Here is a 21,123-nt window from a genome sequence, read left to right as displayed (position 1 = left end):
GTCTCAGCCCGGGGTCCCGGGGCGCGCCCCGAGGGGTTCGGGGCCCGCCCGGCCGGACGCGGCGGGGCCGTGAAGGGTCGGCGCCCGGCCGGGGCGGCGAGGCCGCACGGGCCCGCGTCCGGCCGGGCGGGGGCGCGCCTCAGGCTTCGGTCCGCTCCGCCAACTCCCGTATCCGCCGGGCCTCGGCGCGCCTGTGGGAGGCGGGGCCGGGCGCGGCGTCCTCCGGCGCGGTCTCCCCGTACACCGCGAGCACCCGCCCGGCGCGCGCCCCGGCAGCCTCGCGGCGGCCGAGGTCGAGCTCCAGCCAGGCGGCCGCGAGTTCCGCGCCGGTCCGCATGTCGGCGGCGTCCTCGCCGAGGGAGGCGTAGACGGCGACGGCCTCGTCCAGATGTCCGAGCGCCTCCTCCAGCACGGGGTCGCCGGCGTCGTCGGGATCGCCGGTGCGGGCGAGGAGGTCCCCGAACTGGCGGTGGGTGTGGCCCCGTTCGGCGATCAGCCGCTCGCGCGCCCCGTCCTCGTCGTCCGCCGCCGCGGCGGCCTCGCGGCATTCCCGGAGCGCCTCGTCCATCAGGTCCCGCGCCCGCGCCGGTCCCCCGTCGGCGCCCTCCCCGTCGGCCGCGAGCCAGGCGCGGGCGCGCAGCGCGCGGACCACGCCGTGGGGGTTGCCCTCGGTCCGCCACAGTTCCGCGGCCCGTACGTAGGCCCGCTCGGCCTCCTCGGGCAGTCCGGCCCGGCCCAGTGCCTCGGCGGCCAGGTGCGCGAGCATCGCGTGGTCGCGCTGCTCGGGCCAGTGCCGCGCGGTCTCGGCGGCCCGCAGCCACCGCTCGGCGGCCTGCCGGTGCTCGCCGAGTTCGGTGTGGCAGTCGCCGAGCCACCACAGGGTCTGTACGACGGCCCCGTCGCCGTGCGTCCCGGCGTCGAGGTCGGGCAGTGCGGACTCCAGTACCTCGGCGGCCTCGGCGGCGCGCCCCCGGCGGAGCAGGAAGCCGCCCAGCAGGTGGCGTGCCCAGGCGCCCAGGGTGCGTGCCTCGCCCGCCTCGTCGGCCCAGTGGGCCGCCTCCAGTGCGTGTTCGGCGGCTTCGGGGAACTCGCCCTTCTCGCCCAGGATCTCGGCGAGCCGGAGGCGCGACTGGGCCTGTCCCAGGGCGTCCAGGTGGCCGGCGCCGTGTTCGAGGGCGGCGCGGACGGCCCGTTCGGCGGCCTCGGTGTCGCCGAGGGCGCGGGCGAGCGCGGCCAGCCTCGTCTCGTGGTCCACCGCGAACCACGGCTGTCCCGCCGCCAGGTACTCCTCGACCGCCCGGGTGAGCAGTGCGCCGGCGGCCTCCAGGTCCCCGGCGTGGGCGGCGAGTTCACCGAGGGTCGCCCGGGCCTCGGCGGCCCGGGAGGCGAGGCGTGGCTGGGCGGTGTGCGGGCCGGTGAACTCCAGCAGTTCCTCGGCGGCCTCGCGGGCGGCCCGCAGGGCCTCCTCCGCGTCGGCGGGACCGTCCGGGTGCTCCGGGTCGCCGGCCCCGCCGGTGTGGTCGTGCTCGTGCGGGGCGTGGTCCGCGAGGGCCAGGTGTGTCAGGACGCGGACCCGGCAGACGAGCACGGAGGCCACCTCCCACGCCCCGGTGCCGCCCTCGGCGTGCAGGGCGAGGACGGTGCGGCGCAGTTCCTCCACGGTGGCCGGGGGTTCCTCGCCGCCGGTGGTCAGCGCGCGCACGAAGGCGGCCCGCGCGCGTGCGGCCAGGGCCTCGCCCTTCTCGCCGGCCTCCTCGTAGAGGTCGGCGGCGCGTTCGAACAGGCCGGCGCCCTCGGGGCCGCTGCCCATCGCCTCGTGGTCGGCTATCTCGGCGCGGTCGCGGGCGGGCAGTTCCCTGCCCTCGGCGGCCCGGGCGGCCGCCGCCCAGGCCCGCAGGGAGTCCGGGTGCATCGCCTCCGACGTCCGGCGGGCCTCGGCGAGCAGGTCAGCGAGGTCCGGCTCCGCCCGCGGGGTGTCCGCGGGGCGGGCCTCGGCGGGCCGGGGTGCGGGCACCGGGTGTGCGGGGCGCGGGGCGCGCACGCCGAGCGGGAGGCGGTCCAGCAGGGGCCGCCGGTCCATCCGCGCGCGGACGTGGCGGCCGATGTGGGGGGTGCCGTTGCGGGCGTCGAAGCGTTCGGCCAGGGCGAGCGCCTCGGCGCGGGCGTGGCGGGCGAGGTCCTCGGCCGTCCAGTCCCGCCCGGCCGGTCCGGGCACGGTCCGGCCGCCGTGTCCGAGCGCGACGAGGCGGTCGGTCAGCAGGGCGACGACGGCGAGGAAGTCCATGTGGCTGCGCGGCTCGCCGGTGTCGGTGAAGTAGGCGGGGCGTTCGGCGAGGAGTTCCAGGCCGCGGGCCTCGTTGCCGGTGAGGGCGCAGAACTCGACGTGGTCGGCGTAGGAGCCGCGCATGCTCTCCATGGGGCGCACCAGGCGCAGGCCGCGCAGGTGGTGGGCCCGGGCCTCGTCGACGCGGCCGAGGCGCAGCAGCGGCAGGAGGGAGGAGGCGAGTACGGCGTGCGGTTCGTGGGCGCAGGCGTGGGTGCCGTCCAGGACGGGCGCCCAGAGGGAGAGGGCCTCCTCGTCGTTCTCCCGCCATGCCTGCCACCAGCCCTGGTCGTGCAGTTCGCAGGCGTGGCAGTCGGCCATCGTGTCCCGGTCGGCGGCCAGCCAGGCGGTGAAGGCGCGCTCGGCGCGGGCTTCGTCACCGATGTGCGAGGCGACGCTGAACTCGCAGTGGCGCACGGCCCGTTCGGAGTGCCCGGCGAGCCGGTAGCGGTGTTCCATCTCGCCGAGCCACTTCTCGACGGAGGCCAGCGGGATGTGCGGCTGGCCGAGCATGCCGGCGGTCATCCACTTGAAGACCCAGTGCAGGGTGTGGGTCTCGTACTCGTCGAAGTCCTCGGGGTGTTCGTCCCACATGCGCAGCAGGCGCGCGAAGGGGACGAACATCTTGTCCTTCTCGGAGCTGTAGTTGTAGACCTTCAGCTGGTGTCCGAGCGCCTCGATCAGGGCGAGCGGGATGCCCAGCTTCTCCGCCTCGGCGAGCAGTGTCTCGGCGCGCGCGTTGCGGGCGGGTCCCTCGGGCTGTTCGTAGTTGTCCGCCATCGCCCGGCGGAGCGTGTCGAAGTCCATGACCTGGGAGGTGGGGTCGTTCATCGGGCGCCGCCCTCCGGGGTGTCGGTGTGGGTGGCCCACTCCAGCAGGCCGAGGAACGCGCGGTTGAGCAGGGCGGAGTCGGCGGGCCGCAGGGGGCGCTGGGCGCGCAGCAGCGCCTGTCCGTACAGGGATTCGACGGCGGTGCCGATGAGCTCGGCCTCGCCGAGGGTGGCGATGCGGCGGACCAGCGGGTTGAGGTGGTTGAGCACGAGGCGGGCCCGGGGCGCGCTGCCGCGCAGGGAGCCGAGGATGCCGGCCCACAGGTCGTCGGCCTGTTCCTCGGCCTCGGCGCGGGCCTGTTCGTGGCGGGCGGTGCGGTCGTCGAGGTGCAGCGCGGGCACGGAGAGGGGGTGGAAGGCGCGCAGGGCGACGTCGCAGTCCAGCGGGTCCAGGGCGGCGCGCGCGGCGGTGAGGAAGCCGGACAGGGCGAGTTCCTCGGCCGGGTCGACGGCGTCCAGGTGCGCGGTGACCGTGTCGGAGTCGAGTTCGGCGACCGCTGTGCCGGGTCGCACCGAGGGCAGCGCCTCGACCAGGTCGCTGTCGTAGGTGTAGCCGCCGTTGACGACGCCGATGCCCTGGGCGGAGGCGATGGGCGCGACCTGGCGGTACTCCTCGACCGTGCGGGTGAAGTGCACGACCGGGTGGCGCTGGGCGAACTCCTCCAGGGAGAGCCGGCCGTCGGTCGTCTCGAAGGGCAGCCACGGCAGCATCGTGCGCAGCATCTCGGTGTCGTGCCGTGCGAGGGACTTGACGCCGAGGTGGTGCACGGAGAGGAAGGCGGCGAGCCGTTCGGGGTCCTGGGCGGCGAGGCCGGTCAGCCAGGAGCGGATGCGTTCCCCGAGGGCCTCGCGCACTCCGGCCAGGGTGTCGTCCTCGTAGAGGGACTCGCGGGAGGCGGTGGGGCGCAGGCTGTCCGTGTCGAGCACGCAGCGCACGAAGAACGCCCAGTCGGGGAGGAGTTGCTCGGCGCGCTCGGTGAGCAGCATGCCCTTCAGGTGCACGCGGTGGCTCGCCCGCTGGGCGGGGCTGACGGCGGTGGGCAGGACGTAGGCCACGCCCCGGACGCCGGCCAGCGGCACGTCGAGGACGATGGAGTCGAGCGGGGTGAAGCCGAACAGGTCGTGGCAGTGCCGGGCCAGGGCGACCCGGCGGGCGGCGGGCGAGGAGTGGGGGCGGTCCCAGGGGGCGGGCAGTTCGGTGACCGCCTCGCCGTCCACGCGGACGTCGTAGGGCAGCAGCGTGCCGAAGTCGCGGGCCAGGGACAGCACCCGTTCCCCGGTGAGCCAGTCGGCGGCACCGGCACGTGCCACCAGGTGCACGGTGGTGCCCGGCTCGGGGTGCGCCTCGGCGGGGAGGGTGCGCACGGTGTAGGACCCGTCGTCGGTGGCCATCCACTCCACGGGGTCCGCGTCGGGGGTGCGGGCGCTGCGGCTGACCACGCGGATGCGGCCGGCGACCACGAAGCAGGCCAGCAGTCCGATGCCGAACTGGCCGAGGAAGTCGGCGCGCGCGGCCTGCAGTCCGTCCTCGCGCTTGGAGCTGCGGCCGATGGTGGCCAGGAGTTGGTGCACCTCCGGTTCGGTGAGCCCGATGCCGGAGTCCGTCACGCGCAGTTCGCCGTCCCCGGTGTGCAGCCGCACGGTCGCCGGGGCGTCCGGCTGCTCGGCGCGCCGGGCGGTGATCGCGTCCACGGCGTTCTGCAGCAGTTCGCGCAGGTACACCTTGGGGCTGGAGTAGAGGTGGTGGGAGAGCAGGTCGACGAGACCGCGCAGGTCGACCTGGAAGGTGTGGGGCGCGGAGGCGGCCGGGGACACCGGCCCGGGCCGGGAGGGCTGGGAAGGCTGTGAGATCTGTGAATCCATCGTCGCAGCGCCGAGGGTGCCGAGGTGTGGGGATGCGGGCGACGGCGCGGGGTAGGGCGGTCCCGGTGAGGCGGTGACCGCGGGGCGGGCAGCCGGAGCGCGTCATGCTATGCCTCGGACGACCCGTCTGACCAGCGGTTTCCGGGAAGCTTTGCGGGAGGGTCCCGCATGCCGGGTGCGCCGTTGTCAGTGCGGTGGTGTGCAATGGATCTCGTGCCCGCACTGGACGAACCCCTGAAGCAGCCGTTGAGGTCAGTGCTCGGCCCCGCCACCGCGAAGGTGATGGCCGAGCACCTCGGTCTGCACACCGTCGGCGATCTCCTGCACCACTATCCGCGCAGGTACGAGGAGCGCGGCCAGCTCACACACCTCGCCGACCTGCCGATGGACGAGCACGTCACGGTGGTGGCGCAGGTGGCCGACGCCCGGCTGCACACCTTCGCCTCCTCCCGGGCGCCCCGGGGCAAGGGCCAGCGCCTGGAGGTGACGATCACGGACGGCAGCGGCCGTCTGCAGCTCGTCTTCTTCGGCAACGGGGTGCACAAGCCGCACAAGGAACTGCTGCCGGGCACCCGCGCGATGTTCTCCGGCAAGGTGTCCGTCTTCAACCGCCGTCTGCAACTCGCGCACCCGGCGTACGAGTTGCTGCGGGGCGAGGGTGCGGAGGAGGCGGTGGACAGCTGGGCGGGCGCGCTCATCCCGCTGTACCCGGCCACGGCGAAGATGGAGTCGTGGAAGCTGGCCAAGGCGGTCCAGACGGTCCTGCCCAGCGCCCAGGAGGCGCTGGACCCGCTGCCGGAGAGCCTGCGCGCGGGCCGCGGCCTCGCCACCCTGCCCGAGGCCCTGGTGAAGATCCACCGCCCGCGTACACGGGCCGACGTGGAGGACGCCCGGGCCCGGCTGAAGTGGGACGAGGCCTTCGTCCTCCAGGTCGCCCTGGCCCGCCGCCGGCACGACGACGCCCAACTGCGCGCGGTCCCGCGGAAGCCGAAGGCGGAGGGTCTCCTCACGGCGTTCGACGCGCGTCTCCCCTTCACCCTCACCGAGGGGCAGCGCACGGTCTCCCGGGAGATCTTCGACGACCTCGCCACCGCGCACCCCATGCACCGGCTGCTCCAGGGCGAGGTCGGCTCCGGCAAGGCGCAGCCGCTGGACGCGCTCGTGCTCACGCCCACGGGTTTCCGCCCGATGGGCGGGATCCGGGTCGGTGACGAGGTCGTGGTGCCCGGTGGCGAGGTCGCCCCGGTCGACGGCGTCTTCCCGCAGGGCGAACGGGACGTGTGGCGGCTGGTGCTGAGCGACGGCACCTCGGTCGAGTGCGACGAGGAGCACCTGTGGATCGTCTCCACCGGTCCCTTGGCGCCGCTGCGGGTCAGGACCGCCCGGGACATCCGCCTGGACGTCCGCACCGGGGAGGGCGCCCCGAAATGGCACATCCCCCCGGTGACCCCGGCCGACCTCGGCCCGGACGTCCCCCTGCCCGAGGACCCCTACGCCCTGGGGGCCGCCCTGACCGGCCCCGACGCCCCACCGCACCTGGCGGACGCCTACAAGCACACCACGGTCGAGAACCGCCTGGCGCTGCTGAGGGGCCTGCTGGACACGTCCGGCGGCGCCGCCCCGCGCGGGGAGCTACGCCTTCCCTCCCACCGGCTCACGGAGGACGTGGCCTGGCTGACGCGTTCCCTGGGCGGTCTGGCCAGGGTGACCCCCGAGGGGGTGTCGCTCGCCCTGCCGCCCGAGCTCGACCCCGCCGCCGGGCCCGGCACCTTCCACCGCGCGATCCTGGCCGTGGAGTACGTGGGCCGGGGGCCCGTGCAGTGCCTCAGCGTCGCCCACCCCGAGCACGCCTATGTGACCGACCACTTCACGGTCACCCACAACACGATGGTCGCGCTGCGCGCGATGCTCGCCGTCGTGGACTGTGGCGGGCAGGCCGCCATGCTGGCGCCCACCGAGGTGCTCGCCCAGCAGCACCACCGGTCGGTCACCGAGATGATGGGCGACCTCGCCCAGGGCGGCATGCTGGGCGGCGCCGAGCACGCCACCAAGGTGGTCCTGCTCACCGGTTCGATGGGGACGGCGGCCCGCCGGCAGGCCCTGCTCGACCTGGTCACGGGCGAGGCCGGCATCGTCATCGGCACGCACGCCCTCATCGAGGACGCGGTGCGCTTCCACGACCTGGGCCTGGTCGTCGTCGACGAGCAGCACCGGTTCGGGGTGGAGCAGCGGGACGCCCTGCGCGGCAAGGGCGAACAGCCGCCGCACCTGCTGGTGATGACCGCCACGCCGATCCCCCGCACGGTCGCCATGACGGTCTTCGGCGATCTGGAGACGTCCGTCCTGGACCAGCTCCCGGCGGGCCGCTCGCCGATCGCCAGCCATGTCGTCCCGGCCGCCGACAAGCCCCACTTCCTGGCCCGCGCCTGGGAACGGGTGCGGGAGGAGGTGGAGAACGGCCACCAGGCGTACGTGGTGTGCCCGCGCATCGGCGACGAGGCGGACGAGGTCAGGAAGAAGGCGGCCGCCGAGGGCGAGCGGCGTCCCCCGCTCGCGGTGCTGGACGTCGCGGAGCAGCTCGTCGCGGGGCCGCTGCGGGGTCTGCGGGTCGAGGTGCTGCACGGCCGTATGCCTCCCGAGGACAAGGACGCCGTGATGCGGCGCTTCGCCGCGGGCGAGACGGACGTGCTGGTCGCCACCACCGTCATCGAGGTCGGGGTCAACGTCCCCAACGCCACCGCGATGGTGATCATGGACGCCGACCGGTTCGGCGTCTCCCAGCTCCACCAGTTGCGCGGCCGGGTGGGCCGCGGTGCGGCACCCGGACTGTGCCTGCTGGTCACCGAGATGCCGGAGGCGAGCGCGGCCCGGCAGCGGCTCGGCGCGGTCGCCGCCACCCTGGACGGCTTCGAACTCTCCCGCATCGACCTCGAACAGCGCCGTGAGGGCGATGTGCTGGGCCAGGCGCAGTCCGGGGCCCGCTCCAGCCTGCGGGTGCTCGCCGTCATCGAGGACGAGGAGATCATCGCCGAGGCGCGGCAGGAGGCGACGGAGCTGGTGGCGGCGGATCCGACGCTGGAGAGCGTCCCGGCCCTGCGCACGGCGCTGGACGCGCTCCTCGACGAGGACCGGGAGCGCTACCTGGACAAGGGCTGAGCCTCCTCCCGCCGGGCGCGGGCTACTCGACGCCGATCAGCAGCAGAGGGCCCTGCCCGCCGCCGTCGTGCACGACGGTGTCCACCGCGAGGTACGACTCCCGTACGTAACTCTCCAGGCGGTGAACGAGGCCCTCGGGCACCCCGGCGCCCACCACCAGGGTGACCAGCTCGCCGCCCGCCGAGAGCATCCGCGCGAGCACGCCCTCGGCGGTCCCGGCGACGTCCGCCCCGATCACCGCCACGTCGCCCTCGATGAGCCCGAGGACGTCGCCGGCCTGGCAGATCCCGGCCGTCGTCCAGGACTGCCGTTCGGCCACGGCCACCTCGGCGTAGCGGGTGGCGCCGGCCGCCGAGGTCATCGCGACCACGTCCTCGTCGAACCGCCGCTCCGGCTGGTGCACGGCGAGCGCGGCGATGCCCTGCACCGCGGCCCGCGTCGGGATCAGCGCGACCCGTACGCCCTCCGCGCGCGCCTGCTCGGCCGCCGCGGCGGCCGTGTGCCGCAGGTCCGCGTCGTTCGGCAGCAGCACCACCTCCCGGGCGTGCGCCCGCCGCACCGCGTCCACGAGTTCCCCGCTGGCGGGCGGCTCCCCGGCCCTCGCCAGGACCGTCGTCGCCCCCGCCCCCTGGCACAGCGCGGCCAGCCCCTCCCCCGGCACCACGGCGACCACGGCCCGCTGGGCGCGCTCCCCGACCGGTCGGGCGGTCCCGAAGTGCGTGATGCGGATGCGGTACGGCCGTCCTGCCTCGACCCCGGCCTCGACGGCGGCCCCGGCGTCGTCGACGTGCACATGGACGTTCCACAGGCCGTCCCCGCCGACCACGACCAGGGAGTCGCCGAGCGCGTCGAGGCGCTCCCGCAGCCGGGCGACGGCCGCGTCCTCCGCCTCCAGCAGATAGATCACCTCGAAGGCGGGCCCCGGCTCCGCGCATCCGGCCTCCGATGCCTCCTCGAATCCGCCCTCGAAGGGGGCGTGCGGTTCCTCCCCGGCCGGCGACTGCCCCGTCAGCGTCTGGGCGAGTGCGCCGAGCACCGCGACCAGTCCGCGTCCGCCGGCGTCCACGACTCCCGCCCGCCGCAGCACCGGGAGCTGCCCCGGCGTCGAGGCGAGGGCGGTGCGCGCGCTCTCGTAGGCGGCCAGGGCGACGGCCGCGCAGTCGCCCTCCAGGGCCTCCACCGCGTCGGCGGCCGCGGCGGCCACCGTCAGCACCGTGCCCTCCACCGGGTGCGCGACGGCCTCCCGCGCCAGGTCGGCGGCCCGCCGCAGCGCCTGCCGCAGCTCCGGCCCGTCGACCCGGGCGCCGTCCAGCCGCTGGGCCAGGCCGCGCAGGAGCTGGGCGAGGATCGTCCCGGAGTTGCCGCGCGCGCCGAGCAGCGCGCCGTGGGCCATGGCCCCCGCCGCCTCGGCGAGCCCCGGCCGCCGGCCGGCCTCGTCGTATCCGGCGAACACCGCCTCGACGGCCGTCGCCGCCGACTCCATGGTCAGGTAGAGGTTGGTCCCGGTGTCCCCGTCCGCCACCGGGTAGACGTTGATCGCGTCGATCTCCTCGCGCGCCCTCCCGAGCGCCTCGAGCGCGAGACCGCACCACGTGCGCACCGCGAGAGCATCGAACGTCTGCGGCACCTGCGGCACCTGCGCCTCCCTGGGCCCTGTCGCTTCCCTGCCAGGCAGGGTAGACCGCGGCGGGGGCCGCTCGGAGGCCGGTGAGGAACCGGTGGGGGTCATGGTAGTTTCGTTGTACCGACGCAGCCGTTGTATGCTGCTCCGGTTGCCCGATCCAATCGGGCCTTCCCCTGGCAGAGCCACCCGGATCCTCACAGATTCCCGGCGTGCCGGGATTCCTAATGTACGTGCATCTGAAGTCTTTGGAGTGACCCGTGGCTGCCAACTGCGACGTCTGCGGCAAGGGCCCGGGCTTCGGCAACAACATCTCCCACTCGCACCGCCGTACGCCGCGCCGTTGGAACCCCAACATCCAGCGCGTGCGTACCGTGGTCGGTGGGACGCCGAAGCGCGTGAACGCTTGCACCTCGTGCATCAAGGCCGGCAAGGTCTCGCGCTGACGTTTCGAGCGCGCGGCCACGCCGGATCCGCCGCGAAAGCCGGTCCACCTCCGGGTGGGCCGGCCTTTGTCGTTCCCGGACGCGTGCACGCGTGCGCGGCGGCCGCCCGCGCGGTGTCCCCCGCCCGTCAGTCGGTCGCGTTCCGTAGCCGCCAGGCGTGGTCCACCGGGCCGATGCCCGCACCCAGCGGGAATCCCGCCTCGATGGCGCCCGTCACATAGGTCTTCGCCGCCCGTGCCGCCTCCGGGACCGCGTCGCCCAGGGCCAGGCGCGCCGCGAGGGCGGAGGCCAGGGTGCAGCCGGTGCCGTGGGTGTGCCGGTTGTCGTGGCGCGGGGCGCGCAGCCAGTGCTCCTCGGCGCCGTCGGTCAGCAGGTCCACCGCGTCCCCGGCCAGGTGCCCGCCCTTGATCAGCACCCAGCGCGGCCCGAACTCCAGGACCGCCTCCGCGGCCGGCCGCAGTTGCTCCTCCGACTCGACGCGCAGACCCGTGAGCTGCGCCACCTCGTCGAGGTTCGGGGTGGCCACCGTCGCGACCGGCAGCAGCCGGGTGCGCAGTGAGTCCAGCGCGGACTCGGCGAGCAGCGCGTCCCCGTGCTTGGAGACGCCCACCGGGTCGACGACGATCGGCGCCCCGGTCCCGGCCAGCAGGTCCGCCACCGTGCGCACCAGTTCGGCCGAGGCGAGCATGCCCGTCTTGACCGCCTGCACCCCGATGTCGTCGACGACACTGCGGTACTGCGCCCGCACCGCCTCCACCGGGAGCGGCCAGGCGCCCTGCACGCCCACGGAGTTCTGCGCGGTCACCGCGGTGAGCACGCTCATCCCGTGCACGCCCAGCGCGAGCATCGTCTTCAGGTCGGCCTGGATGCCCGCGCCCCCGCCGGAGTCGGAGCCGGCCACGGTCAGCACCCGGGGCGGAGCGGCGCTCACGACTCGATGTCCCCGAAGTGGTCCCAGCCGCCCTTGCTGGTCCACGGCGCCCCGTCGACCGTGACCTGGGGCAGGGCCGAGGGGTTGAGCACCTCGCCGATCACCTTCCACCGTGCCGGGAGCTTCACGTCGGGCGGGAAGGTGGCGACGATCGCGTGGTCCTCGCCGCCGGTCAGCACCCACTGCAGCGGGTCGACGCCCACCGCCTGTCCGATGTCGTTCATCTGGGAGGGGACGTCCAGCGCCCCGGACCGTACGTCGATCCGCACCTTGCTGGCCTCGGCGATGTGCCCGAGGTCGGCGATGAGTCCGTCGCTCACGTCGCACATCGCGGTGGCGCCGAGTCCGGCCGCGGCCGGGCCCGCGTGGTAGGGCGGTTCGGGCCGCCGGTGCGCCTCGACGAAAGCCCGCGGTGAGCGGAAGCCGCGGGAGAGCACCGCGTGCCCGGCCGCCGACCAGCCGAGCCATCCGGTGACGGCGACCACGTCGCCGGGCTGTGCCCCGCCCCGGGTCACCGGCTCGTGGTTGCGCAGGTCCCCGAGCGCCGTGATGGCCACGGTGATGGTGTCGCCCCGCACCACGTCGCCGCCCACCACGGCCGCCCCGGCGACCTGGCACTCGTCGCGCAGTCCGTCCATGAGCTCCGTCGGCCAGGTGACCGGCAGTTCGGCCGGGACGACGAGGCCGAGCAGCAGCGCGGTCGGCACCGCCCCCATCGCGGCGATGTCCGCGAGGTTCTGCGCGGCGGCCTTGCGGCCGACGTCGTAGGCCGTGGACCAGTCACGGCGGAAGTGCCGCCCCTCGAGCAGCAGATCGGTGCTCGCCACCACCCTGCGGTCGGGCGCGGAGACCACCGCGGCGTCGTCGCCGGGGCCGATCCGGACCGCCGGGGTGGTGGTGAGCCGGGAGGTGAGCTCCCTGATGAGCCCGAACTCCCCCAACTCGCCAACGGTGCCCTTCATCGTCGTATCGCCCCTTCTGTACCTGTCCGCGCCACGTGCCCGGCACTTTGCCGGTCCTCGCTCACGACCGTCGCTCCCCGCCCCGTGCCCGCCGCGGTCCCCTCCCGCGCCGCACCACGGCGTGCGCGGGTCTCCCCGCGGCCGAGGGCGACGCGATACCGTGGCGTCCCTTCTCCCCCCATGATCCTCGTGGCCGCCCTGGAGGTTCCGTGGTACAGGCGTACATCCTGATCCAGACCGAGGTCGGCAAGGCGTCGACCGTCGCCGAGACGATCGGCAAGCTCCCTGGGATCATCCAGGCCGAGGACGTGACGGGCCCCTATGACGTCATCGTGCGCGCGCAGGCCGACACGGTGGACGAACTCGGTCGCATGGTGGTCGCCAGAGTCCAGCAAGTGGACGGCATCACCCGCACGCTGACCTGCCCGGTGGTGCACCTGTAGCCCCCGTCTACCCTTGGCCGGTGAACTTCTTCCGTCACCGGCTCCTCGGCCTGCCCGTCGCTCCCGCCGCCGCGCTGCTGCTGGCGGCGACGGGCTGTTCCTCGGCAGACGGCGACACCGCCCTCGCGGTTCCCTCCCCCGACGCGAAGACGGCGAAGGTGTGCCGGGCGCTGCACCGGGTGCTGCCCGGGAAGCTGGACGGGCGGAGCCGCAACGACCCCGGGCCCCGGTCCGCCTACACGGCGGGCTGGGGAAGCCCAGCGATCATACTGCGCTGCGGAGTCGTACGGCCGCCGAAGATGGTCGACCCCGAGGTCGGCGAGGGCGGCGATCCGAACGCCCTTCCCGGCACCGTGAACGGCGTCGACTGGCTCATGGAGAAGCAGGGCGACGGCACCTGGCGATTCACCACGGCCAACCGCGTGGCCTATGTGCAGGTGAGCCTGCCCGAGGGGATGTCCGGACAGGAGGAGGGCGCCGGTGTCCTCACCGGGCTGGCCTCCGCGGTCAAGAAGGCGGTTCCCGAGGGAATCGCCTCCATGACCTGAGCCCGTCCGGTCCGGCGCCCCGCGGTCACCGCAGTCCGGTCGACCGCCTCAGCGCGGACTCGATGAGCCGGTCCACCAGTTCACCGTAGGAGACGCCGGTCGCCTGCCACATCTGCGGGAACATCGAGATCGGCGTGAAGCCCGGCATCGTGTTGATCTCGTTGATGACGAACTCGCCCTCCTCGGTGAGGAAGAAGTCCGCCCGCACCAGCCCCTCGCAGGAGGCCGCCTCGAAGGCCTCGACGGCCAGGCGCCGCACCTCGGCGGTCTCCTCGGCGGTCAGCGGGGCGGGGACGAGGCCGGGGGTGGAGTCGATGTACTTGGCCTCGAAGTCGTAGTACGCGTGGGTGTCGGGCGGGGGGATCTCGGCCGGCACCGAGGCCCGGGGCCCCTCCTCGAACTCCAGCACCCCGCACTCGATCTCGCGGCCCCGCAGTTCGGCCTCGACGAGGATCTTCGGGTCGTGCCGCCGCGCCTCCTCGATCGCCTCGTCCAGGCCGGCGAGCCCGTCGACCTTGGTGATGCCGATGGAGGAGCCCGCGCGGGCGGGCTTCACGAACAGCGGCCAGCCGTGCTCGCCGGCGAAGTCGACGATCCTCTTGCGGGCGGCGGAGCGGTCGCGCTCCCACTCGCGCGGCCGGATCACCACGTAGGGGCCGACCTTCAGCCCGAACGAGGTGAACACCCGCTTCATGTAGTCCTTGTCCTGGCCGACGGCCGAGGCGAGCACGCCCGAGCCGACGTAGGGCACACCGGACAGCTCCAGCAGCCCCTGGAGGGTGCCGTCCTCGCCGTAGGGGCCGTGCAGCACCGGGAAGACGACGTCGACCTCGCCGAGCGCCTTGGGCACGGAACCGGGTTCGCTGTAGACGACCTCGCGGTTGGCGGGGTCGACGGGGAGCACCACGCCGCCCTCGGCGGCCTCGGCGAGTTCCTCGACGTCCGGCGGCCTGCGGTCGACGATCGCCATGCGGGCCGGCTCGTCGGCCGTGAGCGCCCAGCGGCCCTCCCGCGTGATGCCGATCGGCAGGACGTCGTACCTGGTCCGGTCGATGGCGTTCAGTACGGCGCCGGCGGTGACCACGGAGATCCCGTGTTCGGAGCTGCGGCCGCCGAACACGACGGCCACGCGCGGCTTGCGGGACGGCTGCCCGGGAGTCTGGGGGAGGTTCTCGGTGCTCATATCGCGATGAGAGTACCCGCCCGCCTGCCCGGCGTCAGCGCCCGCCACCGGCCGTCGCGGCGCGTCGCACGGACGGTCGCTCAGCGTCGTGCGACCGGTCGCTGAGCGTGGTGCCGACGTCCTCCGCGGGCCGGGCGGCGGCGGCCGGGATCAGTGGCGTTCGGCCTTGGCGCTGCGCCCCATCAGCTCCTTGACGGCGGTCACCGGCGACTTGCCCTCGTGGACGATGCCGACGACCGTCTCGGTCAGCGGCATCTCGACGCCGTGCCGGCGGCCCAGATCGAGCACGGACTCGCAGGACTTGACACCCTCGGCGGTCTGCCGGGTGACCGCGATGGTCTCCTCCAGGGTCATGCCCTTGCCGAGGTTGGTGCCGAAGGTGTGGTTGCGCGAGAGCGGCGAGGAGCAGGTCGCGACGAGGTCGCCGAGGCCCGCGAGACCGGAGAAGGTCAGCGGGTCGGCGCCCATCGCGAGGCCGAGCCGGGTGGTCTCGGCGAGCCCCCGGGTGATGAGCGAGCCCTTGGCGTTGTCGCCGAGGCCCATGCCGTCGGCGATGCCGACCGCCAGCCCGATGACGTTCTTGATCGCGCCGCCGAGTTCGCAGCCCACCACGTCGGTGTTGGTGTACGGGCGGAAGTACGGCGTGTGGCAAGCGGCCTGGAGCCGGCGGGCGACACCCTCGTCGGTGCAGGCGACCACGGCGGCGGCCGGCATCCGGGCGGCGATCTCCCGCGCCAGGTTGGGGCCGGTGACCACGGCGATGCGCTCGGGGCCCACCTTGGCGACGTCCTCGATCACCTCGCTCATCCGCATCGCGGAGCCGAGTTCGACGCCCTTCATCAGGGAGACCAGCACGGTGTCCGGGGCGAGCAGCGGTACCCACCGCGCGAGGTTGGCGCGCAGCGTCTGGGACGGCACCGCCAGCACCGTGAAGTCGGCCCCGCGGGCGGCCTCGGCGGGGTCGGCGGTCGCCCGCAGGCGGGCCGGGAGTTCGATGCCCGGCAGGTAGTCGGGGTTGGTGCGGGTGGAGTTGACCGCCTCGGCCAGCTCCGGGCGCCGCGCCCACAGGGTGACCTCGCAGCCGGCGTCGGCGAGCACCATGCCGAAGGCCGTGCCCCACGATCCCGTTCCGAAGACGGCGGCCCTGACCGGCTCGCTCACGTGCCCTGCCCCTCTTGCTGTGCCTGCTCTGCCTGCTCCGGGCGCGATGCGTCCGGCTGCCCGGGCTCCTGACGCGCGGTCTGCCTCCTCGCGGTGGCCGTGGCGGTGCGGCGGCGCTGCTCGAGACGGACCTCGCGCGGGTCGTAGCGCTTCTCGGGCGCCTTCTCGCCGCGGATCTCCTCGAGCAGGCGGGTGATGGCGGCCATGATGACCTCCGTCGCCTCCTTGAGCAGCTCGGGAGTCATCTCGCGGCCGTAGAAGGCGCTGAGGTCCACCGGCGGGCCGGCGAGGACACGGCTCGTCTTGCGCGGGAAGAGGACGGGCTTCTTCGCGTAGGGCGGCAGCAGTTCGTTGGCGCCCCACTGGGCGACCGGGATCACCGGGCACCGGGTCTGCAGCGCGACGCGCGCGGCGCCCGTCTTGCCGGTCATGGGCCACTGGTCCGGGTCGCGGGTCAGGGTTCCCTCGGGGTAGAACGCGACGCACTCGCCGCTCTCGACGGCGTGGATCGCGGCCCGGAAGGCGCTGAGCGCGTCCGTCGTCTCGCGGTAGACGGGGATCTGTCCGGTGCCGCGCATGGCGGCGCCGACGAATCCCTTCCGGAAAAGTCCGCTCTTCGCGAGAAAACGCGGAACACGCCCGGTGTTGTACTGGTAGTGCGCGTACGCGAAGGGGTCCACATGCGAATTGTGGTTCACCGCGGTGATGAATCCGCCGTCGGCCGGCATGTTCTCCATTCCGCGCCAATCCCGCTTCAGCAGAACCACCAGCGGAGGTTTGCAGAGCACCGCGGCGAAGCGGTACCAGAAGCCGATTCTCCGGCGGGGCACACGGACACCTTCCTCTAGGGCTGAAGGACTCACGGGTTCGGGACCCGGGCCCGGGGAGCCGCACAAGTCTGGCCCCGGGTTGCCTGTCTGTCGAGAACACCGTACGCCCCGGCGTGTGAGGGCCCCTCCCTCGGATCATCCCGGCGTCGCGGTGCCCGGAACGCACTCCCCCACCGCCCTGACCGGGCGCGGGGGCGAGGTGGGACGCGGGCGGGCGACGCACGGTGGGGGTGACAATGGGCCGCGACGGGTCGGCGGACGGAGCGGGCGTGCAGTGGTCCTTGGTCATTCCGGTGAAAGCCCTGGCGCGGGCCAAGAGCCGCCTGACGGACGCCGCCGGGGACGCGGTGCGCCCGGGGCTCGCCCTGGCCTTCGCCCAGGACACGGTGGCGGCGGCGCTGGACTGCCCCGAGGTGCGCGATGTGGCGGTCGTCACGGACGACCCGCTCGCCGGGCGCGAGCTGTCCGCGCTCGGCGCGCTGATCCTCGCCGACGAACCGGCGGGCGGACTGAACGCGGCGCTGGCGCACGGGGCCGCGGCCGTACGGTTCCGGCGGCCGGGCGCGGCGGTCGCCGCCCTCAACGCCGATCTCCCGGCGCTGCGGCCCGCCGAATTGGAACGGGTGCTGCGGGCGGCCGGGGAATTCCCGCGGTCCTTCCTCGCGGACGCGGCCGGAATCGGCACGACGCTGCTGGCCGCGGGCCCCGGAAGGGAATTGGGCCCTGCGTTCGGGGTGGATTCCCGGCGGCGCCATCTGGCCTCGGGGGCGGTGGAACTTGCGCCGGGCGCGGTGGACTCGGTGCGCCAGGACGTCGACACCGGCGCGGATCTGCGGGCGGCACTGGCGCTGGGGGCGGGCGCGCGGACGGTGGCCGCCGTGGGGGCGCTGCCCCTGCGGGCGTTGTCCTCGGGATGCGGGTACTAGGCTGCGGGTATGCAGGCGACCGCGTACACCTACGACTCCGAGACCCGCAGCGGCCAGGTGCTGCTGGACGACGGGACGCCGGTGGCGTTCGACGCGGCGGCGTTCGACGCGGGCGGCCTGCGGCTGCTGCGGCCGGGCCAGCGGGTCCGCGTGGAGGGGGACGGCGAGGGCGGGGCCCTGCGCATCACCCTGGTGACGCTGCAGACGTTCTGAGGCCGGAAGCCCGCCCCGGGCCTCCCCTCCGCTCCCGGAGTTCCCGGGCACACCGCGGGCCGGACCCATGAGGGTCCGGCCCGTCCCGGCACGTGTCAATTACTCGCGGTGCACGGCTCACTGCCGCGCGCTGCTCGCCCGCTTCGCGGTGGTCGTCTTGCGTGCCGGCGACTTGCGAGCGGGGGCCTTCTTCGTGGTGGCCTTCTTCGCCGGGGCCTTCTTGGCCGTGGCCTTCGTGGCGGTCTTCTTGGCGGCGGCCTTCGTGGCCGTCTTCTTGGCGGCGGCCGTCTTGGCGGTGCCGGTCGTCTTCTTGGCGGCGGTCTTCTTCGCCGTCGCCGTGGTCTTCTTGGCGGCCGCCTTCTTCGTCGCCGCCGCGGCGGTCTTCCGCGCGCCGGTCGCCTTCTTGGCGGCGGCCTTCTTGCCCGCGGCCTTGGCGATGGTGGGCGGCGGACCCGAAAGGCTGCCCTTGGGCGCCTTCTTGACCGCGACCTCGCCACCCTTGGGCAGCTTCTTGGACCCGCTCACCAGGTCCTTGAACCCCTGACCGGCGCGGAAGCGCGGCACGGAGGTCTTCTTGACCCGCACCCGCTCCCCGGTCTGCGGGTTCCGGGCGTAGCGGGCCGGGCGGTCCACCTTCTCGAAGGATCCGAAGCCGGTGACGGAGACCCGGTCTCCGGCGACGACCGCTCGGACGATGGCGTCCAGTACGGCGTCGACCGCGTCGGCGGCCTGCTGACGCCCGCCCATCTTGTCGGCAATCGCTTCTACGAGCTGCGCCTTGTTCACGTCTTCCCCTTCGGAGACATTGCCCGAACGAAACTGTTCAAGCCTTTTCGCACGTTAGGCAGATATATACCGCAAATCAAACACGAAACGGGCTAATCACCCTTGTGCCGCAACGGAACTCGGCTGCGGGGAAGGCCCCTCAGCCGTCGGCCCCGGGAAGGCGGCCCTCGTCGAGGTCCTCCGAGAACCGCTCCAGGCGCCGCGCGGCACCGGCGAGATCGTGTTTGGCCGCGGCCGTAATGACCAGCAGCTTCCGGGTCAGCGCCATCCGTACGCCCTCCGGGACTTGCAGTGCGCGCACTCGGGAGTGCGCTTCCTTGAGCTGGTTCGCGACCGCCGTATAGAGCTCGAGTTGGCCGTCGTGTTCCATGCACAGATTGTGCCATCTGGGGCGAGTTGTCGCCCCCGCAGGGGGCAACTGCCGTCTCGGACAATCGTCCGGGCGCGCGCGGCGATCACCCCGTCGGGGGTCGCGTACCCAGGCAAACACCGTTTCAACCTGGGGAGTTGACTCCGGACGCGGTGGCGGGCCGGGTCATCGCGGGGTCGGCGCCGCCGTGCGCCCGACCGCCCCCGATTGGGGGTACGTGTCCCCGGGCGGTGGCCGAAACCCGACGGGCCGCTTCCGGCCGACCGGCCGGAAGACACCACCGGGCGGGGCGCCCGGGGGCCGGCCGGCACTCCTCCGCACGCCGAAAAGGCGAACGCCCGCCGTCCCTGAGGACGGCGGGCGTTCGCCGAGCGGGTGCCGGCCGCGGGGCCGGCGAGGCCGTGCGGCCGGTCAGACCGGGAGCGTGCGCGGCTTGAAGGAGGGGCGCTTCGCCTCGTAGGAGGCGATGTCCGCCTCGTTCTGCAGCGTGATGGAGATGTCGTCGAGGCCGTTCAGGAGCCGCCAGCGGGCGTTCTCGTCCAGCTCGAAGGCGGCGGTGATGCCCTCGGCGCGCACCTCGCGGGCCTCGAGGTCGACCGTGATCTCCGTCTGCGGGTCCTTCTCGGTGAGTTCCTGCAGCGCGTTCACGGTCTCCTGGTCCAGGACGACGGTGAGCAGGCCGTTCTTCAGCGAGTTGCCGCGGAAGATGTCGGCGAACCGGGCGGAGATCACGGCCTTGAAGCCGTAGTTCTGCAGGGCCCACACGGCGTGCTCGCGGGAGGAGCCGGTGCCGAAGTCGGGGCCCGCCACCAGGACCGTGGCACCCTGCCGCTCGGGCTGGTTGAGGATGAACGAGGGGTCCTTGCGCCAGGCCTCGAACAGCCCGTCCTCGAACCCGTCCCGCGTCACCTTCTTGAGCCAGTGGGCGGGGATGATCTGGTCGGTGTCGACGTTGCTGCGGCGCAGCGGAACGGCCCGGCCGGTGTGGGTGGTGAATGCTTCCATGACTGATCAGACTCCAGCGGGCACGGGGGCGTCGGACAGGTCGGCGGGGGACGCGAGGTGCCCGGTGACCGCGGTCGCGGCGGCGACCTGCGGGGAGACCAGGTGGGTGCGCCCGCCCTTGCCCTGCCGGCCCTCGAAGTTGCGGTTGGAGGTGGACGCCGAGCGCTCACCGGGGGCGAGCTGGTCGGGGTTCATGCCCAGGCACATGGAACAGCCCGCGTGCCGCCATTCGGCGCCGGCCTCCTTGAAGACGACGTCCAGGCCCTCGGAGACGGCCTGGAGACCGACCCGCGCGGAGCCGGGGACGACCAGCATCCGTACGCCCTCGGCCACTTTGCGGCCCTTGACGATCTCGGCGGCGGCGCGCAGGTCCTCGATGCGGCCGTTGGTGCACGAGCCGACGAAGACGGTGTCCACCGCGATCTCGCGCAGCGGCTGTCCGGCCGTCAACCCCATGTACTCCAGGGCCTTTTCGGCGGCGAGCCGCTCCGAGGCGTCCTCGTAGGAGGCCGGGTCGGGGACGACTGCGGACAGCGGTGCGCCCTGCCCGGGGTTGGTGCCCCAGGTGACGAACGGCGACAGCGCGGCGGCGTCGATGACGACCTCGGCGTCGAAGACCGCGTCCTCGTCGGTGCGCAGGGTCTTCCAGTACGCGACGGCGGCGTCCCAGTCGGCGCCCTCGGGGGCGTGCGGGCGCCCCTGGAGGTAGGCGAAGGTCGTCTCGTCGGGGGCGATCATGCCCGCGCGGGCGCCGGCCTCGATCGACATGTTGCAGATGGTCATGCGGGCCTCCATCGAGAGCTTCTCGATGGCGGAGCCGCGGTACTCCAGGACGTAGCCCTGGCCGCCGCCCGTACCGATCTTCGCGATGATCGCGAGGATCAGGTCCTTGGCGGTGACGCCGTCGGGCAACTCGCCCTCGACCGTGATGGCCATGGTCTTGGGGCGGGCCATCGGCAGGGTCTGGGTGGCCAGCACGTGCTCGACCTGGGAGGTGCCGATGCCGAAGGCCAGCGCGCCGAAGGCGCCGTGCGTGGAGGTGTGGGAGTCGCCGCAGACGACGGTGGTGCCGGGCTGGGTCAGACCGAGCTGCGGGCCGACGACGTGCACGACGCCCTGCTCGACGTCGCCCAGGGGGTGCAGCCGGACGCCGAAGTCCGCGCAGTTCTTGCGCAGGGTCTCCAGCTGGGCGCGGGAGACCGGGTCGGCGATCGGCTTGTCGATGTCGAGGGTCGGGGTGTTGTGGTCCTCGGTCGCGATGGTGAGGTCGAGGCGCCGCACCGGCCGACCGCTCTGCCGCAGCCCGTCGAAGGCCTGCGGGCTGGTCACCTCGTGCAGCAGGTGCAGATCGATGAAGAGGAGGTCGGGCTCGCCCTCGGCGCGCCGGACGACGTGGTCGTCCCAGACCTTCTCCGCGAGTGTCCTACCCATCGCTTTCCCTCCGGCCGGCGACGACTGTGTCCGCCGGCCCAACTAGAGATCCTGGGGGGAGCGCACGCCCCCCTCGAGTTCCGGTGAACTCCGGG

Annotated in this window: 18 protein-coding genes; 6 read left to right on the top strand and 12 right to left on the bottom strand. The window is 73.8% G+C overall.

Annotated elements, in window-relative coordinates; genetic code table 11:
- Positions 1 to 139 precede the first annotated feature (139 nt).
- Together OHB09_RS23990 and OHB09_RS23985 are read right to left on the bottom strand one after the other, a co-directional pair.
- On the bottom strand, positions 140 to 3,154 hold the full coding sequence (locus OHB09_RS23990; RefSeq protein ID WP_191890449.1) for a tetratricopeptide repeat protein: 3,015 nt from the start codon (positions 3,152 to 3,154) through the stop codon (positions 140 to 142).
- The gene (locus OHB09_RS23985) at positions 3,151 to 5,016 is read right to left on the bottom strand and encodes an HSP90 family protein (protein WP_328728376.1); all 1,866 of its coding nucleotides are present in this window, start codon (positions 5,014 to 5,016) and stop codon (positions 3,151 to 3,153) included. Before OHB09_RS23985 ends, OHB09_RS23990 begins: the two co-directional genes overlap by 4 nt.
- A gap of 204 nt (positions 5,017 to 5,220) precedes the next feature.
- On the opposite strand from OHB09_RS23985, the gene OHB09_RS23980 reads away from it, so the two are divergent.
- Positions 5,221 to 8,172: a helicase-related protein gene (locus OHB09_RS23980; RefSeq protein ID WP_328922512.1), complete on the top strand. Its 2,952-nt coding sequence runs from the start codon at positions 5,221 to 5,223 to the stop codon at positions 8,170 to 8,172.
- Positions 8,173 to 8,194: 22 nt separating this feature from the next.
- On the opposite strand, the gene OHB09_RS23975 is transcribed toward OHB09_RS23980, so the two are convergent.
- A complete protein-coding gene (locus tag OHB09_RS23975; RefSeq protein WP_167793853.1) occupies positions 8,195 to 9,808 on the bottom strand; it encodes a DAK2 domain-containing protein in 1,614 nt (537 codons plus the stop codon).
- Positions 9,809 to 10,053: 245 nt separating this feature from the next.
- Between OHB09_RS23975 and rpmB the strand changes: the two genes are divergently transcribed.
- Entirely contained in the window at positions 10,054 to 10,239 is a 186-nt protein-coding gene (gene rpmB, locus OHB09_RS23970) for a 50S ribosomal protein L28 (RefSeq protein ID WP_004924906.1), read from the top strand.
- 127 nt (positions 10,240 to 10,366) lie between these two features.
- Here rpmB and thiD read toward each other — a convergent pair whose 3' ends face one another.
- The gene (gene thiD / locus OHB09_RS23965; RefSeq protein WP_328922511.1) at positions 10,367 to 11,170 is read right to left on the bottom strand and encodes a bifunctional hydroxymethylpyrimidine kinase/phosphomethylpyrimidine kinase; all 804 of its coding nucleotides are present in this window, start codon (positions 11,168 to 11,170) and stop codon (positions 10,367 to 10,369) included.
- Positions 11,167 to 12,132: a thiamine-phosphate kinase gene (locus tag OHB09_RS23960; protein WP_006139598.1), complete on the bottom strand. Its 966-nt coding sequence runs from the start codon at positions 12,130 to 12,132 to the stop codon at positions 11,167 to 11,169. Before OHB09_RS23960 ends, thiD begins: the two co-directional genes overlap by 4 nt.
- Before the next feature lie 209 nt (positions 12,133 to 12,341).
- On the opposite strand from OHB09_RS23960, the gene OHB09_RS23955 reads away from it, so the two are divergent.
- Both OHB09_RS23955 and OHB09_RS23950 read left to right on the top strand, forming a co-directional pair.
- Complete coding sequence (locus OHB09_RS23955) at positions 12,342 to 12,575, top strand: Lrp/AsnC family transcriptional regulator (protein WP_006139599.1); 234 nt, start codon at positions 12,342 to 12,344, stop codon at positions 12,573 to 12,575.
- A gap of 20 nt (positions 12,576 to 12,595) precedes the next feature.
- Positions 12,596 to 13,123, top strand: coding sequence for a DUF3515 domain-containing protein (locus tag OHB09_RS23950; RefSeq protein WP_093598583.1), 528 nt, complete (start codon positions 12,596 to 12,598; stop codon positions 13,121 to 13,123).
- A 25-nt stretch (positions 13,124 to 13,148) separates the two neighbouring features.
- Here the strand turns inward: OHB09_RS23950 and OHB09_RS23945 are convergent, their stop codons facing one another.
- The 3 genes from OHB09_RS23945 to OHB09_RS23935 form a co-directional block, all read right to left on the bottom strand.
- Positions 13,149 to 14,306, bottom strand: a complete 1,158-nt coding sequence (locus tag OHB09_RS23945; RefSeq protein ID WP_006139601.1) for a D-alanine--D-alanine ligase family protein — start codon at positions 14,304 to 14,306, stop codon at positions 13,149 to 13,151.
- Between the two features lie 150 nt (positions 14,307 to 14,456).
- Positions 14,457 to 15,467 (bottom strand): NAD(P)H-dependent glycerol-3-phosphate dehydrogenase, encoded by a 1,011-nt coding sequence (locus OHB09_RS23940; RefSeq protein WP_006139602.1) that lies wholly within the window; start codon positions 15,465 to 15,467, stop codon positions 14,457 to 14,459.
- Complete coding sequence (locus OHB09_RS23935; RefSeq protein WP_328728378.1) at positions 15,464 to 16,297, bottom strand: lysophospholipid acyltransferase family protein; 834 nt, start codon at positions 16,295 to 16,297, stop codon at positions 15,464 to 15,466. The genes OHB09_RS23940 and OHB09_RS23935 overlap by 4 nt, the downstream gene beginning before the upstream one ends.
- A 269-nt stretch (positions 16,298 to 16,566) precedes the next feature.
- On the opposite strand from OHB09_RS23935, the gene cofC reads away from it, so the two are divergent.
- The gene (cofC, locus tag OHB09_RS23930) at positions 16,567 to 17,223 is read left to right on the top strand and encodes a 2-phospho-L-lactate guanylyltransferase (RefSeq protein ID WP_006139604.1); all 657 of its coding nucleotides are present in this window, start codon (positions 16,567 to 16,569) and stop codon (positions 17,221 to 17,223) included.
- A 9-nt stretch (positions 17,224 to 17,232) separates the two neighbouring features.
- Entirely contained in the window at positions 17,233 to 17,436 is a 204-nt protein-coding gene (locus OHB09_RS23925; RefSeq protein ID WP_006139605.1) for a hypothetical protein, read from the top strand.
- A 117-nt stretch (positions 17,437 to 17,553) separates the two neighbouring features.
- Here OHB09_RS23925 and OHB09_RS23920 read toward each other — a convergent pair whose 3' ends face one another.
- The 4 genes from OHB09_RS23920 to leuC all read right to left on the bottom strand — a co-directional run bounded on the left by OHB09_RS23920 (position 17,554) and on the right by leuC (position 21,028).
- Positions 17,554 to 18,222, bottom strand: coding sequence for an HU family DNA-binding protein (locus tag OHB09_RS23920; RefSeq protein WP_006139606.1), 669 nt, complete (start codon positions 18,220 to 18,222; stop codon positions 17,554 to 17,556).
- A 139-nt stretch (positions 18,223 to 18,361) separates the two neighbouring features.
- Positions 18,362 to 18,592 (bottom strand): SCO5555 family protein, encoded by a 231-nt coding sequence (locus tag OHB09_RS23915; RefSeq protein WP_030382536.1) that lies wholly within the window; start codon positions 18,590 to 18,592, stop codon positions 18,362 to 18,364.
- Between the two features lie 411 nt (positions 18,593 to 19,003).
- Positions 19,004 to 19,597 (bottom strand): 3-isopropylmalate dehydratase small subunit, encoded by a 594-nt coding sequence (gene leuD, locus OHB09_RS23910; protein ID WP_006139608.1) that lies wholly within the window; start codon positions 19,595 to 19,597, stop codon positions 19,004 to 19,006.
- Positions 19,598 to 19,603: 6 nt separating this feature from the next.
- The gene (gene leuC / locus OHB09_RS23905; protein ID WP_006139609.1) at positions 19,604 to 21,028 is read right to left on the bottom strand and encodes a 3-isopropylmalate dehydratase large subunit; all 1,425 of its coding nucleotides are present in this window, start codon (positions 21,026 to 21,028) and stop codon (positions 19,604 to 19,606) included.
- Positions 21,029 to 21,123 lie beyond the last annotated feature (95 nt).

Source organism: Streptomyces griseoaurantiacus, assembly GCF_036189845.1.
In the GTDB taxonomy this organism is placed as follows: domain Bacteria; phylum Actinomycetota; class Actinomycetes; order Streptomycetales; family Streptomycetaceae; genus Streptomyces; species Streptomyces griseoaurantiacus.
Note: the sequence above shows the minus strand (reverse complement) of the source record. Positions and strands in the feature narration are given on the sequence as shown.

Coding starts and splice junctions, on each gene's coding strand:
- OHB09_RS23990 (WP_191890449.1), bottom strand. CDS start 3,154: ATGAACGACCCCACCTCCCAGGTCATGGACTTCGACACGCTCCGCCGG.
- OHB09_RS23985 (WP_328728376.1), bottom strand. CDS start 5,016: ATGGATTCACAGATCTCACAGCCTTCCCAGCCCTCCCGGCCCGGGCCG.
- OHB09_RS23980 (WP_328922512.1), top strand. CDS start 5,221: ATGGATCTCGTGCCCGCACTGGACGAACCCCTGAAGCAGCCGTTGAGG.
- OHB09_RS23960 (WP_006139598.1), bottom strand. CDS start 12,132: ATGAAGGGCACCGTTGGCGAGTTGGGGGAGTTCGGGCTCATCAGGGAG.
- OHB09_RS23945 (WP_006139601.1), bottom strand. CDS start 14,306: ATGAGCACCGAGAACCTCCCCCAGACTCCCGGGCAGCCGTCCCGCAAG.
- OHB09_RS23925 (WP_006139605.1), top strand. CDS start 17,233: ATGCAGGCGACCGCGTACACCTACGACTCCGAGACCCGCAGCGGCCAG.
- OHB09_RS23915 (WP_030382536.1), bottom strand. CDS start 18,592: ATGGAACACGACGGCCAACTCGAGCTCTATACGGCGGTCGCGAACCAG.
- leuD (WP_006139608.1), bottom strand. CDS start 19,597: ATGGAAGCATTCACCACCCACACCGGCCGGGCCGTTCCGCTGCGCCGC.
- leuC (WP_006139609.1), bottom strand. CDS start 21,028: ATGGGTAGGACACTCGCGGAGAAGGTCTGGGACGACCACGTCGTCCGG.